At 69.2% G+C, this 14,131-nt stretch carries 13 protein-coding genes; 8 read left to right on the plus strand and 5 right to left on the minus strand.

The annotated features are described in order from the left end of the window. Together ppsA and L978_RS08970 are read right to left on the minus strand one after the other, a co-directional pair. A partial coding sequence (gene ppsA / locus L978_RS08965; protein WP_047522542.1) for a phosphoenolpyruvate synthase occupies positions 1-1,788 on the minus strand: 1,788 nt, incomplete at its 3' end. Positions 1,789-1,836: 48 nt separating this feature from the next. Then, positions 1,837-2,679, minus strand: coding sequence for a pyruvate, water dikinase regulatory protein (locus L978_RS08970; RefSeq protein WP_442921814.1), 843 nt, complete (start codon positions 2,677-2,679; stop codon positions 1,837-1,839). Positions 2,680-2,885: 206 nt separating this feature from the next. Between L978_RS08970 and L978_RS08975 the strand changes: the two genes are divergently transcribed. The 3 genes from L978_RS08975 (at position 2,886) to L978_RS08985 (ending at position 7,594) form a co-directional block, all read left to right on the plus strand. Further along, positions 2,886-3,098 (plus strand): heavy-metal-associated domain-containing protein, encoded by a 213-nt coding sequence (locus tag L978_RS08975; RefSeq protein ID WP_047522544.1) that lies wholly within the window; start codon positions 2,886-2,888, stop codon positions 3,096-3,098. A gap of 66 nt (positions 3,099-3,164) precedes the next feature. Beyond that, complete coding sequence (locus L978_RS08980) at positions 3,165-5,483, plus strand: heavy metal translocating P-type ATPase (RefSeq protein ID WP_052193464.1); 2,319 nt, start codon at positions 3,165-3,167, stop codon at positions 5,481-5,483. Continuing rightward, positions 5,480-7,594, plus strand: coding sequence for a heavy metal translocating P-type ATPase (locus L978_RS08985; protein ID WP_047522546.1), 2,115 nt, complete (start codon positions 5,480-5,482; stop codon positions 7,592-7,594). Before L978_RS08980 ends, L978_RS08985 begins: the two co-directional genes overlap by 4 nt. 84 nt (positions 7,595-7,678) lie before the next feature. Here the strand turns inward: L978_RS08985 and L978_RS08990 are convergent, their stop codons facing one another. Next, entirely contained in the window at positions 7,679-8,083 is a 405-nt protein-coding gene (locus tag L978_RS08990) for a hypothetical protein (protein WP_047522552.1), read from the minus strand. Continuing rightward, a complete protein-coding gene (locus L978_RS08995) occupies positions 8,080-8,316 on the minus strand; it encodes a type II toxin-antitoxin system VapB family antitoxin (RefSeq protein ID WP_052193466.1) in 237 nt (78 codons plus the stop codon). Before L978_RS08995 ends, L978_RS08990 begins: the two co-directional genes overlap by 4 nt. A gap of 95 nt (positions 8,317-8,411) precedes the next feature. On the opposite strand from L978_RS08995, the gene L978_RS09000 reads away from it, so the two are divergent. Then, positions 8,412-9,119, plus strand: a complete 708-nt coding sequence (locus L978_RS09000) for an HAD-IA family hydrolase (protein ID WP_052193471.1) — start codon at positions 8,412-8,414, stop codon at positions 9,117-9,119. Between the two features lie 5 nt (positions 9,120-9,124). Here L978_RS09000 and L978_RS09005 read toward each other — a convergent pair whose 3' ends face one another. Further along, the gene (locus L978_RS09005) at positions 9,125-9,748 is read right to left on the minus strand and encodes a metal ABC transporter ATP-binding protein (RefSeq protein WP_047522554.1); all 624 of its coding nucleotides are present in this window, start codon (positions 9,746-9,748) and stop codon (positions 9,125-9,127) included. A gap of 54 nt (positions 9,749-9,802) precedes the next feature. Here L978_RS09005 and aztB point away from each other — a divergent pair, with 54 nt between their 5' ends. Genes aztB through aztD form a run of 4 tightly spaced genes read left to right on the plus strand, consistent with a single transcriptional unit; the run spans position 9,803 to position 14,077 of the window. Next, complete coding sequence (gene aztB / locus L978_RS09010) at positions 9,803-10,717, plus strand: zinc ABC transporter permease AztB (protein ID WP_047522556.1); 915 nt, start codon at positions 9,803-9,805, stop codon at positions 10,715-10,717. Next, positions 10,714-11,913 (plus strand): hypothetical protein, encoded by a 1,200-nt coding sequence (locus tag L978_RS09015; RefSeq protein WP_047522558.1) that lies wholly within the window; start codon positions 10,714-10,716, stop codon positions 11,911-11,913. Before aztB ends, L978_RS09015 begins: the two co-directional genes overlap by 4 nt. Further along, complete coding sequence (gene aztC, locus L978_RS09020; protein ID WP_047522560.1) at positions 11,910-12,830, plus strand: zinc ABC transporter substrate-binding protein AztC; 921 nt, start codon at positions 11,910-11,912, stop codon at positions 12,828-12,830. Before L978_RS09015 ends, aztC begins: the two co-directional genes overlap by 4 nt. Positions 12,831-12,880: 50 nt before the next feature. After that, positions 12,881-14,077 (plus strand): zinc metallochaperone AztD, encoded by a 1,197-nt coding sequence (gene aztD, locus L978_RS09025; protein ID WP_047522570.1) that lies wholly within the window; start codon positions 12,881-12,883, stop codon positions 14,075-14,077. Positions 14,078-14,131 lie beyond the last annotated feature (54 nt).

Raw genomic sequence — 14,131 nt, forward strand, 5'->3', positions numbered from 1 at the left:
CTCGTAGAGCTCCCCGCCGATGAGGTTGGCGTACTCGTTGGACTTGAAGTCGCTCAGGCGCACGATGACGGGTTCCGGCGCGAAGGCCGCGGCGATCATCGACACCCCTTCCGCGACGCGACGCACGAAGTACTCCCGAGGAGACGCGTAGGCCGCGATTCGCTCGGAGATGTCGGCACGCAGGAACGTCGGCAGCGATTCATGGTCCAGGAGCGCGCGCGGGTGGATGCCGATCTGCCGGTTGATGACGAACTCGAGTCGCGCGAGCCCGACGCCGCGGTTGGGCAGTTTCGCGAAGGCGAACGCCTGATCGGGAGTGCCGACGTTGAGCATGATCTTCGTCGGGCTCTCGGGCATCGCATCCAGACGCGTGATGATCTCCTCGAACCCGAGCATTCCCTCGTAGACGAAGCCGTTGTCCCCCTCGGCGCAGGACACCGTGACCCGTCGCCCGTCGCTCAAGACGGTGGTCGCGTCGCCCGTGCCCACGACGGCGGGGATACCCAGCTCGCGCGCGATGATCGCGGCGTGACAGGTACGACCACCGCGATTCGTGACGATGGCGGAGGCGAGCTTCATGATCGGCTCCCAGTCGGGGTCCGTCATATCGGCGACCAGCACGTCCCCGGGCCGGAAGGCGTCCATCTGCGCGAGCGAGGTCATGACCCGCACCGGTCCGGCTCCGATCTTCTGCCCGATCGCGCGCCCGACGGTGATCACCGTGCCCGACTCCTCGAGCACGAACCGCCGCATCTCCTTGCCGTCGGCGCGGGAGACCACCGTCTCCGGGCGGGCCTGGAGGATGTACAGCCGTCCGTCGATGCCGTCCTTGCCCCACTCGATGTCCATCGGGCGCCCGTAGTGCTCCTCGATGACCAGGGCCTGCCGTCCGAGTTCTTCCACCTCGGCATCGGTGATGCTGAAGCGGACGCGCTCGGCGGCGGGGACATCGGTGAAGACGGTGCTGGCGCCCGCGTGCGTGCCGTCGGCGTAGACCATCTTCACGGCCTTCTCACCGACCGAACGCTTGAGGATCGCCGGCCGTCCCTCACGCAGGGCGGGCTTGTAGGCGTAGAACTCATCGGGGTTCACCGCGCCCTGCACGACCGCCTCACCCAGACCGTAGGAGCTGGTGATGAACACCGCACGATCGAATCCGGATTCGGTGTCGACCGTGAAGAGCACGCCGGAGGCCCCGACATCGGAGCGGACCATGCGCTGGACCCCCGCCGACAGCGCCACGTCGTGGTGGTCGAATCCGTGATGCACGCGGTAGGCGATCGCCCGGTCGTTGTAGAGCGACGCGAACACGCTGCGGATCGCGGCGAGGATGTTGTCGATGCCGCTGATGTTGAGGAACGTCTCCTGCTGGCCGGCGAAGGAGGCATCCGGCAGGTCTTCCGCGGTGGCACTGGATCGCACGGCCCAGGAGACCGACGCGGGCTCGGGATCGGAGTCGACGAGCGTGGCGTAGGCCGCACGGATGTCCTGCTCGAAGGCGGCCGGGAGCGGCTGCTGCTCGATCCACTCGCGGACGGTGGCGCCGACCCGCGCGAGTTCGGCGACATCCGTGACGTCGAGCGCTTCCACGGTGGATCGGATGCGCTCGTAGAGTCCTCCCTCGGCGAGGAAGTCCCGGTAGGCGTCGGCCGTGGTCGCGAAGCCGCCGGGCACGCTCACCCCGGCTCCGGAGAGGTTCGAGACCATCTCGCCGAGGGAGGCGTTCTTGCCTCCGACCTGGGCGACGTCGGCCATGCCGATCTGCGTGAACCAGAGGATGTTCGTCATGTGATCTCCAGAGAGTGGGGCGTCGTGTGCGAGGGGTGGAGACCGCGATCAGCTGCGCAGGCGCATGGACTGCATGATCACGGCGGACATCTCCTCCACGGATTTCGTGGAGGAGTTGAGGAAGGGGACGCGGTTGCGCCGATAGAGGTCTTCCGCGCGGCGGATCTCGAGTGTGCATTGAGCGAGGCTGGAGTACACCGTGTCCGGCCGCCGCTCATGACGCACCTGACTCAGCCGGAGCGGAGTCGTCGTCAGCCCGAAGCACTTGCTCGCGAACCGTTCGACCGTCGCGGGCAGCCCGTCGGACGGGAAGTCGTCGTCGGTGAGCGGGTAGTTCGCCACCAGCAGTCCGTACTGCAGGGCCAGGTACATGGTCGTCGGGGTCTTCCCGCACCGAGAGGGCGCGATGATGATCACGTCGGCGATGTCGAGCGCCCGCATGCTCTGGCCGTCGTCGTGCTCGATCGCGTACTCGACCGCCCGCATCCGGGCGAAGTAGCGCTCCATGTCGCCGACGCCGTGATACTGGCCCAGTTGCTCGGAGGCCGCACTGCCGAGGGAGGCTTCGAGCTCCCGCAGATGCCCGCCGAGGAGGTCGATCACGACCGCGCCCGACGCATGGAACTCCGCGAGGATCTGCGCGGACTTCACGGTCGTGAAGACGATCGGAGCAGCGCCCGCCGGGCTGACCCGGAGATCCCCGATCACGGCGCGGGCGCCGTCCACCGAGTCGACGAAGGGCACGGTGTGGCGGCGGAAGCGCGCGCCGGGGAAGTTCGCCAGAAGGGCGTTCCCCAGGGTCTCGGCGGTGATACCGGTGCTGTCCGAGACGAAGTACGCGTCCCGGACCTCGGCACCGGGGTCATCTCCGAGCACGCCGGCCGGAAGCACGGGCGATGAGGGCTGGCGGGTCGAAGGGTCGGACACGTTCCTGAGCCTAGGAAAGTAACCGCCTTCATCATGAGGTCTTCCCGAGAAAGAATGAGCGAATTTACTCGGAAGGCAAGCCGGATCCAAGGATGCGGAATACCCCGGATGGGTATATGGTTGTGGTGATCCAATACCCCATAGGGGTACGCCAGAGAAGGGGAGAGGCAATGACGACCAACGAGTACCAGGTCACCGGGATGACGTGTGGGCACTGCGAGATGTCGGTCCGCGAGGAGGTCGCCGAGGTTCCCGGCGTCGACGGGATCCAGGTCAGCGCACAGACGGGCAAGCTCGTCGTCACGAGCACCGACGGCGTGGACGACGCACAGATCCTCGCCGCTGTGACGGAGGCGGGGTACGCGGCCGTGCGCACGGCGTGAAGGCCGACACCACGGGCACAGCCTCTCGCTGAGCCCACCGACGACGATCAGGAGAAGGATAGGACCATGAGCACATCAGCACTTCCGAGCATGGGATCGGGCGTCGAGCTCGAGATCGGCGGGATGACCTGCGCCTCTTGCGCCATGCGCATCGAGAAGAAGCTGAACAAGCTCGACGGCGTCGTGGCGACCGTCAACTACGCGACGGAGAAGGCGACCGTCTCGGTCCCGGACGACTACGACGCAGCGCTCCTGATCGCCGAGGTGGAGAAGACCGGGTATTCCGCAGTCGTCGCTGCCCCACGGGGGACGAGGAAGGACGCGGCCACAGGCGGCGACACCGACGACACCGATCCTGAGCTGCTCTGGCTGCGCAACCGACTGATCGGCGCGATCGTGCTGACGGTGCCCGTGATCGCGATGGCCATGATCCCCGCGCTGCAGTTCACGTACTGGCAGTGGGCCTCGCTCGCGCTGGCCGCCCCGGTGATCACGTGGGCGGGCTGGCCGTTCCACAAGGCCGCGTGGACGAACCTGCGCCACGGAACGGCCACGATGGACACGCTCATCTCGATGGGAACCTCGGCCGCCTTCCTCTGGTCGCTGTACGCGCTCTTCTTCGGCACCGCAGGCATGCCGGGGATGACGCACCCGTTCGAGTTCGCACTGGCTCCCTCCGATGGGGCGGCGAACATCTACCTCGAGGTGGGTGCCGGCGTGACGATGTTCGTCCTCGCGGGGCGCTACTTCGAGAAGCGGTCGAAGAAGCAGGCCGGCGCGGCTCTGCGCGCGCTCCTCGAACTCGGCGCGAAAGAGGTCGCCGTGCTGCGCGGCGGTGCAGAGACGAGGATCCCGGTCGAAGACCTCCAGGTGGGCGACGAGTTCGTCGTGCGACCGGGCGAGAAGATCGCGACCGACGGCCTCGTGGTCTCCGGGACGTCGGCCGTCGACGCCTCGATGCTGACCGGTGAATCCGTGCCGGTCGAGGTGGCCCAGGGCGACAGCGTCACCGGCGCGACCACGAACGTCGGGGGGCGGCTCGTGGTCCGCGCGACCCGGATCGGCGCGGACACCCAGTTGGCACAGATGGCCAGACTCGTCGAGGACGCGCAGACGGGGAAGGCGGAGGTGCAGCGTCTCGCCGACAGGATCTCCGGGGTGTTCGTCCCGATCGTGATCGTGATCGCCCTCGTGACGCTCGGTGGCTGGCTCGTCGCGGGGTTCCCCGTCGCCGCGGCATTCACGGCGGCGGTGGCCGTCCTCGTGATCGCGTGCCCGTGCGCGCTCGGGCTCGCCACGCCCACGGCCCTGCTGGTCGGGACCGGTCGAGGGGCGCAGATGGGCGTGCTCATCAAGGGCCCGGAAGTCCTGGAATCCACCCGCCGGGTCGACACCGTGCTGCTCGACAAGACCGGAACGGTCACCACCGGCAGGATGACCCTGGTCGACGTCATCGTGGAGCCCGGCACCGACCGCGCGACGCTGCTGCGGCTGGCCGGGGCGGTGGAAGATGCCTCGGAGCATCCCATCGCGCAGGCGATCGCCGCGGGTGCGACCAGGGAGGTCGGGACACTGCCCACTCCGGAGGAGTTCACGAACCTCGAGGGAAGGGGCGTGCAGGGCGTCATCGAAGGCCATGCCGTGCTCGTGGGACGCGAGTCGCTCCTCGCCGAGTGGTCGCAGACACTGAGTCCGGGCCTCTCCTCGGCGAAGGTCGAGGCCGAGGGCGAGGGCAAGACCGTCGTCGCGGTCGGCTGGGACGGACACGCACGTGGCATCCTCGTCGTCGCGGACACGATCAAGCCGAGCAGCGCCGAGGCGATCGACCACTTCCAGGCGATGGGACTGACTCCCATCCTGCTCACCGGGGACAACGAGACCGTGGCACGGCAGATCGCGGCGGAAGTGGGGATCACGGAGGTGATCGCGGAGGTCCTCCCGAAGGACAAGGTCGAGGTGGTCGTCCGGCTCCAGCGCGAGGGCAAGACGGTGGCGATGATCGGCGACGGTGTCAACGACGCCCCCGCCCTCGCCCAGGCCGACCTCGGACTCGCGATGGGCACCGGCGCGGACGTGGCGATCGAGGCATCGGACATCACGCTGGTACGCGGTGACCTGCGCAGCGCGGTCGACGCGATCCGCCTGTCGCGCAAGACGCTCGGAACGATCAAGACCAACCTGTTCTGGGCCTTCGCCTACAACGTCGCCGCCATCCCGGTCGCGGCGCTCGGCATGCTCAACCCCATGCTCGCCGGTGCAGCGATGGCGCTGTCGAGCGTGTTCGTGGTCGGCAACAGCCTGCGCCTGCGCGGGTTCACGAGCGTCACGCGACGAGGACGCTCCCGCCGAGCCACCCGCCCCGCTCTGAGGAAGGATCACGCATGAACGAGCCGCACGCGCACCAGGACGCACAAGCCCCCACCGCCGTCGACTCCGGGCACACGGGGCACGAGGCCCCCGAGGGACACGGAGGACACGGCGGACACGGCGGTCACGCGGGTCACGGTGGTCACGCAGGGCACGGTGATCACGTCGGGCAGTTCCGGCGCCTGTTCTGGATCAACCTCGTCATCGCGGTGCCCGTGGTGGCGTTCTCTCCGATGTTCGCGATGCTCTTCGGGTACGACGTCCCGGGCTGGGCGCAGTTCGTCGCTCCGGTGCTGGGCACCGTCATGTACGTGTGGGGCGGCTGGCCGTTCCTGACCGGCGCCGTCAGCGAGCTCCGGACCCGCACGCCGGGGATGATGCTGCTCATCGGGCTCGCCATCACCGTGGCCTTCTTCGCCTCCTGGGGCGCGACGCTCGGACTGCTCCACCACGAGCTCGAGTTCTGGTGGGAGCTGGCACTCCTCATCGTCATCATGCTCCTCGGACACTGGATCGAGATGCGATCGCTCGCGCAGACGACGTCGGCCCTCGACTCGCTCGCCGCCCTGCTGCCCGACGAGGCCGAGCGGGTCGAAGGGGACACGACCGTCACGGTCTCCCCCACGGAACTCGCCGTCGGCGATGTCGTCGTCGTCCGTCCCGGCGGGAGCGTCCCGGCCGACGGCCGTATCATCGACGGGACCGCCGCGATGGACGAGTCGATGGTGACCGGCGAATCACGTCCCGTCACGCGGTCCACCGGTGACACCGTCACCGCGGGCACCGTCGCCACCGACTCGGGCCTTCGGGTGGAGATCACCGCTACGGGCGACGACACCGCCCTCGCCGGCATCCAACGACTGGTGACGGAGGCACAGAACTCCTCGTCCCATGCGCAGCGCATCGCCGACCGCGCCGCCGCGCTGCTGTTCTGGTTCGCGCTGCTCTCGGCTGCGCTCACCGCCGTGGTGTGGACGGTGGTGGGGAATCCGGACGCCGCCGTGGTCCGCAGCATCACCGTGCTGGTCATCGCCTGCCCCCACGCCCTCGGCCTCGCGATCCCGCTGGTGGTGTCGATCGCCACCGAGCGGGCCGCACGTGGCGGCGTGCTGATCAAGGACCGACTCGCGTTGGAGAGCATGCGCACGGTCGATGCCGTCCTGTTCGACAAGACGGGCACTCTGACCAAGGGCGCTCCGACGGTCACGGCGATCGAGCCGACCGGTGAGATGGACGCCGACCGGCTGCTCGTCCTCGCCGCCTCCGCCGAAGCGGACAGCGAGCACCCGCTGGCCCGGGCGATCGTACGGGCAGCCGAGGAGAAGAGCCTCGCGCTCGTTCCTGCGTCCGGATTCACCTCCTCCCCGGCGGTGGGTGTCACGGCGTCCGTCGACGGTGCAGAGGTGCGTGTCGGCGGCCCGAAGCTCCTCGACGAGATCGGCGCGCAGGAGATCGCCGCCGCGGACGAGTGGCGCGAAGAGGGAGCCATCATCCTCCATGTCGTCCTCGGCGGCCGCGTGGTCGGCGGACTGCGACTCGCCGACGAGATCCGCCCCGAATCCCGGGAGGCCGTGGACGCCCTCCACCGTCGGGGCGTCGAGGTCGTCATGATCACCGGGGATGCGCAGGCTGTGGCCGAATCGGTGGCTGCCGAGCTCGGCATCGACCGGGTCTTCGCCGGGGTGCGCCCCGAGGACAAGTCCGCCAAAGTCGCGGAGCTGCAACGCGAGGGCAAGAAGGTGGCGATGGTCGGCGACGGCGTGAACGATGCGCCCGCACTTTCGCAGGCCGACGTGGGCATCGCGATCGGGGCGGGGACCGACGTCGCCATCGCCTCGGCCGGCGTGATCCTCGCGAGCTCCGACCCCCGCTCGGTGATCTCCGTGATCGAGCTGTCGCGCGCCACGTACCGCAAGATGAAGCAGAACCTGTGGTGGGCGGCGGGCTACAACCTCGTGTCGGTGCCCCTCGCCGCCGGAGTCCTGGCGCCGATCGGATTCGTCCTGCCGATGTCGGTCGGGGCGATCCTGATGTCGTTGTCGACGGTCGTCGTCGCGCTGAACGCCCAACTGCTGCGTCGGATCGACCTCGCCCCCGACGCGCACACCCGGTCCGTCGACGATCGCTGATCCGTCCGAGGGGACGCCACGAAGCGTCTGACGAAGGCAACCCGCGGGCGGATCATGCACCCCGCCCCGGCGTTCGCCGCGGGGTCAGCCCTCCACGTACTCCTGGCGGACTCTGCCTTCGGTCGCCAGCTCGATGTATCCGAAGTCATGGTCGGAGTTGAGGATGACGGCGTCGTTGGCGACGGCGTACGCGGCGATGAGGCAGTCGAACGCCGCAGCAGCGCGCAGGAGCCCCCTCGTCCACAGTGCCTGCTGGATGTCGAGGGCGTCCTGCTCGGCGGGGTGCTCCCATGCGGGAAGCACCCCCTCCATGTCCCGGCGCAGCTCCGCATACTCTTCGGCGCTGCGCGCTGAGTGGCAGTACTCGAGAACCTGTGGCGGGCAGGTGATGATGAGGTTGTTCGGTGAGAGAGACCGTAGTCGGTCCGCGATCGTCGCGCTCTTGCCCGCCTTCTGCCAGATGCTGTTGTCGACAAGATAGGTGGTCACCGCGCCGAGCGCTTGTCTCGCGACACGGCAGCGGTCGGCGTGATGGTGGGTGCATCGATCTGATCGTCATCGAAGTGGCGCCCGATGATGCGCTCCACGGCGGCGGGCTGACGGCGCACGGCGATCAGCGTGCGCAACGCGAGATCCACGGTCTCCCGGTTGGAGGTCGTGCCGGCGAGCTGCTTGGCCTGCATCAGCTCGTCGGGGTCGATGTCGATGGATGTGACGGCCATGGTGCCTCCTCTTCTCGACTCTTATATAGATCACTATATAGTGTTTCGCTGGAGCGCGGCGGAACAGTCCGCGCTCCGGACGTGTTCTCTTCTGCATGACCGACGGATCCCGTGAAGTGGCGCCGGAGCGCGTCGTGGCCGTGTTCGACGTGTTGGGCACTCTGGCGAATCAGGCGGAAGGTCTCCGACGCCGAGTGGAGGCGACGACGGGCCTCGACCGCGAAGAGACGACCGCGATCGTCGACGAATGGCTGAGCGGAGTGGCCGAACAGGAGCAGGCCATCGTCCGTGGTGAACGCGTTTTTGCGACCAGCGACCAGCTCGACGCCGAAGTGCTGGAGCGGCTCGCCTCCCGAAGCGTCCTTCCCGTCACAGCCGTCCCCGCGCTCGTCGGCGCCTCCGCTTTCAGCCCGCCCTGGGAGGACTCCGCTGCGGGTCTGCGCTCCCTCGCCGAAGTCGCCACCGTCGTGGGATTGTCGAACGCGAGTCGTCGGGTACTGACCGGCTTGAGCGTCCATGCAGGTTTCCGCTGGCACCAGGTGCTCTCGGCGGAGGACGCCGGCACCTACAAGTCGGCCGCGGCGATGTACGAGCTGGCGATGGCGAGCGTCCCGGCGAGCGGTCGTCCCCCGTTCATGGTCGCGGCCCATGCGTGGGACCTCAGAGCGGCGCGGGATGCAGGCATGCGCACGGCCTACGTGCCTCGGCCCGACGCCGAACCCCCTTCCCCGGGTGAGCGGTTCGACATCCACGCCACCAGCCTCGCGGACCTCGAGAGGCGCCTGCGGGCGGAGACGGAGTAGGTCGCTCAGACCACTCGCCCGCGCTCCAGCCGGATGACACGGTCGGCGGCGAGCACGGCAGCGTCGTCGTGGGTGACGGTGCACACCGCGACGCCGCGAGCGGCCTCTTCCCGAAGGATCTCCTGCATCCGGGCAGCACTCTCGCGATCGAGACCGGCAGCCGCTTCGTCCAGCAGCAGGACGTCGGGCTCACGCACGATCCCCTGCGCGAGGAACACCCGCTGCCGCTGCCCGCCGGACAGCTCCGCCAACGGGCGGCCCGCGAGCTCCGACATCCCGACACGATCGAGAGCCTGCTCCACCGCTCGACGCACCGTGGCGCGAGAGAGGCGTCGTCCGCGCTTCCACGTCCCGATGCGCACCACATCCGCCGCCGACACGGGCAACGCATCCGGCACGGCAGGACGCTGCACGACGAGCGCGACGGTCCCCCGGAGGCGCACCGCACCCCGTCGGGGGACCTTCACACCGGCGAGGATCTCGACCAGTGTCGACTTGCCCGACCCGTTGTGCCCGCCCAGAGCGACGATCTCCCCGGACCGGACATCGACGGTGACGGAATGCAGCACGTCATCGTCGGAGTACCCGAAGCACACGTCACGCGCGGACAGCGCAGAACTCTCATTCATAGCCTCAGCCTAGCAATTGATAATCATTCTCATTCTCATATAGAGTCTCCTCTCGTGCCCTTCCTGCTCGAGCCGTTCGCCGTGGAGTTCTTCGTCCGTGCCCTGTGCGGCGGAATGCTCGTCGCCGTGATCTGCGGGGTCGTGGGCACGTGGGTCGTGATCCGCGGCATGGCCTTCCTCGGCGAGGCGATCGGCCACGGAATGCTGCCCGGCGTCGCGCTCGCCACCGTGGTCGGCGCCCCGGTCCTGCTCGGCGCGGCTCTGAGCGCTGCCGCCATGAGCGCTGCGATCGGCCTCCTTCAGCGACGGGGCCGGCTCTCGTACGACACGAGCATCGGTCTGCTGTTCGTCGCCATGCTCTCGCTCGGCGTGATCATCGTCTCCCACTCCCGCAGCTTCGCCACGGACGCGACCGCTCTGCTGTTCGGCGACATCCTCGCCATCCGCCCCGACGACATCGCGATGCTCTTCGTCGCCGCCGTCGTCACGGTCGGCGTCGCGTCCGCATTCCATCGCTCCTTCGTGGCGACGGCCTTCGATGCGCGCATCGCCCGCACGCTCGGGTTGCGCCCCCAGCTCGCGCACGTGGTGCTCGTCGCCCTCGTGACGCTCGCCGTCGTCGCGTCTTTCCAGGCCGTCGGAACGCTCCTCGTCGTCGGTCTGCTCCTCGCCCCCGCCGTCGCCGCCCGGGCGTGGACGACGCGGATCCCCACGACCATGCTCGGGGCCTCCCTCGTGGGCGCCGCCGCCGTCCTGATCGGGCTGTTCGCCTCCTGGCACTTCGCGGTGGCGGCGGGGGCCTCGATCGCCACCGCGGCCGTGCTGCTGGCCGCTCTCTCCGCAACCGCACGTTCGCTTCTGACCCGCGCCGTTCGCCGGCACCATCCCGTCGAGCACCCCGAATCCGCATCCCCGCGACCCGCATCGCCCGATGCTCCTGCCGTCGCGCTCCCCGAAAGGAACCGATGATTCCCCGCCCCCTCCGGCTCCTCCCCGCCGCCCTGACGATCGTCGCGCTCAGTGCGTGCGCCTCTGCTCCGGAGAGCTCACCGCCCGCGACCCCGGCGTCCGGAGACGGCCACGGCGCGATCGCCGGCGCTGAGGAGGTCGCCGAGCCGCCTCTCGGCCTGCTGTCCATCGATGCCGCGGGGAACGCCGCCGTGCTCGACCTGCGGACCGAAGAAGCGACCCCCCTCGACCGCACGGCAGCTCCGTCGGCGCTCGCGAGCGATGGACGCTACGGGTTCGTGACCACGGAAGAGGGCGTGGAGGTGATCGACTCGGGCCGATGGAGCTGGGATCACGGCGACCACTTCCACTACTACCTCGCCGAGCCCGCGCTTCTGGGTACGGTCGCCGGCGAGGGCGTCGCCACCGTCGTGACGGGCCCGCTGTCGACGGCCGGGGCCACCGGCGTGTTCTTCGGCGGCAGCCGCGAGGCGGTGCTGCTCGACAACAAGGCACTCTCCGAAGGACGGCTCGATGAGCTGTTCCGCATCGAGGTGAACGCGGACACCGGCCTGGTCGCCCCGATCGGAGAGGGCGCACTCGTGGCCGTCGACGACACGCTCATCTATCACGACAGCGACGGCGAGCCCGCGGAGTCCCCGGTCGACTGCGCCGACCCCTCGGGAGCGATCACCACCCGCGTCGGACTCGTCGTCGGCTGCGCAGACGGTGCGGTCCTGGCGGCCTGGCAGGACGCGGGCCTCACCGTCGAGCGCATCCCCTACCCGTCAGGCGCCGTCGAGCGCGCCCTGTCGTTCGACGGCCGGAAGGGTCGTCCGACGGTCGCCGCCGTCGCGGGGACGACCGGCTTCTGGCTGCTCGACTCCCGGGAGCGCACCTGGACCCTGGTGCCCACCGAACGTCCGCTGACGCACGTCGTCGCCGTGGACGACGCCGAGGGGCATGTGGTCGCCATCGACATCGACGGGCGGATCGTCGTGCATCTCGCCGACGACGGTGCACTCGTGGGCGCCACTGATCCTCTGCTCGCCGACGGCGGCGCCGCTTCCTCGCTCACCGTCGACGAGCAGCGGGCTTACGTCAGCGACCCGGCGGCCGGCGTCGTACACGAGGTCGACTACGCCGATGCCGCCCGCGTCGCTCGTTCCCTCGAGACGCCCACGGCTCCCGCGTTCGTCGCGGAGGTCGGGCGATGAGACCGCTGCGGGCGTCCTCCCTGCTGATCGCGACGACCGTGGTCCTTGCCGGCCTCGCGGGGTGCACCGGCACGGCGGAGTCGGATCGACCGCAGATCGTGGTCACCACGAACATCCTCGGCGACGTCGTCGAGAATCTCACCGGCGATGCGGCCGAGGTCACCATCCTGATGAAACCGAACGCCGACCCGCACTCGTTCGAGATCTCCGCCCAGGAGGCCGCACGGATGGATGGCGCCGACCTGCTCGTGACGAACGGACTGGGCCTCGAGGAGGGGCTCCAGCAGCACATCGATCGCACCGCAGCCGCGGGAGTCCCGACGGTCGTGGCCGGCGACGTGATCGACGTGCTTCCCTACAGCTCCGACGACGCGAACGGTGCGGACGATCCGCATTTCTGGACCGATCCGGCGCGCATGGTCGATGTCGTGGACGCGGTGGAGGAAGCGCTGGCCGAAGTGGACGGGATCGACGTCGCGCAGGTCCGCAGCAATGCCGAGACGTATCGCGGCGAACTCGCCGGGCTCGACGAGGAGATGTCGGCCGCCTTCGCCGCGATCCCCGTGGAACGACGAGCACTCGTGACGAACCACCACGTCTTCGGCTACCTCGCGGACCGCTTCGACTTCCGCCTCATCGGTGCCGTGATCCCCGGGGGCACGACCCTCGCCGCGCCGAGCGCTGCCGACCTGCGCGATCTCACCGACGCGATCGACGAGGCAGGAGTCCGCACGATCTTCGCCGAATCCTCGCAGCCGGACCGACTCATCCAGGTGCTGGCCTCCGAGGCCGACGTCCAGGTCGAGGTCATCGAGCTGTTCACCGAGTCCCTCACCGAGCCCGGCGAGGGCGCCGACACCTACCTGACGATGATGCGCGCCAACACGGACCGCATCGCCGACGGACTGACCCCATGAATGGACCCCGACCGGGGCCCGATACGAGAGGAAACACAATGAAGCGACACATGAGGATGAGTGCCGCTGTCGCGGCGCTGGCAGGCGTCTCGCTGCTCGCCACCGCCTGCGCCGGCGGTGCGGGCGGAGCAGGCGACACCGCGCCCACGGACGAGAAGTCAGGCACCACCGCGAGCGAGACGGGGCGGGTCGCGATCTCGTACCCCGGAGGAATCGCGGTGCTCGACCCCGAGACGCTCGAGGTCGTCGACGAGTTCGAGACCGAGGAGTTCACCCGCCTGAACCCGTTCGGCGACGGCCGCACCATCGCCGTCACCACCTCCGCAGGGTTCCAGATGCTCGACACCGCCGAGCCCGCCCTCACCGACGCACTGTTCGAGGCGACCGCTGCCGGGCACGTCGTCATCCACGGCGAGAACACCGTGCTCTTCGACGACGGCACCGGAACGACCACGATCGTGCCGACCGACGGCTTCGCCGACGGCTACGACGCTCTTCCCGAGACCACGACGTACACCGCCGATGCCCCGCACCACGGTGTCTCGATCGTGCTCGAGGACGGTTCGCTGCTCACCACGGTCGGCGACGAGACGTCGCGCACCGGGGCCAAGGCCTTGCACGCACACGACGACCACTGGGACGAGGCCGCCGTCAACGCCGAGTGCCCCGGCATCCACGGGGAAGGCACCGCGGCCGAGGAAGCCGTGATCTTCGGTTGCGAGAACGGTGCGCTGCTGTTCAAGGACGAGGCCTTCACGAAGCTCGCGGCACCGGACGCGTACGGCCGCATGGGCAACGCCTTCGTCTCGGAGACCAGCCCGATCGTCGTCGGCGACTACAAGAACGACCCGGACGCGGAGGGCTACCTGCTGAATGCCGTCACGCTGATCGACACCGCCGCCGAGACCCTCGATGTCGTCGAGCTGCCTGCCGAGGTGCAGTACACCTTCCGCGACATCGCACGCGGCCCCGGCGACCTCGCCTACATCCTGTCGACCGACGGGCAGATCCACGTCCTCGACCCCGAGACGGGCGAGCTCACCGAGTCCCACCCCGTGATCGAGGCGTGGGAGGGTCCGGCCCAGTGGCAGGACGCGCACCCGGCGATCAAGGTCGACGGCGACATCGCGTACATCACCGAGCCCGCCGCGAACAGTGTGCACGCCGTGGACCTCACCACCGGGGAGATCATCGCCTCGGTCGAGCTCGACCACACCCCGAACGAGATCGCGGTGGCCATCGGCTGACCCCCGCGTTCGCGCGCACCGGCGGGCAGGGCGTCCTCATCGGACGCCCTGCCC

This window comes from Microbacterium sp. ZOR0019 (assembly GCF_000800925.1).
Classification (GTDB): Bacteria; Actinomycetota; Actinomycetes; order Actinomycetales; family Microbacteriaceae; genus Microbacterium; species Microbacterium aurugineum.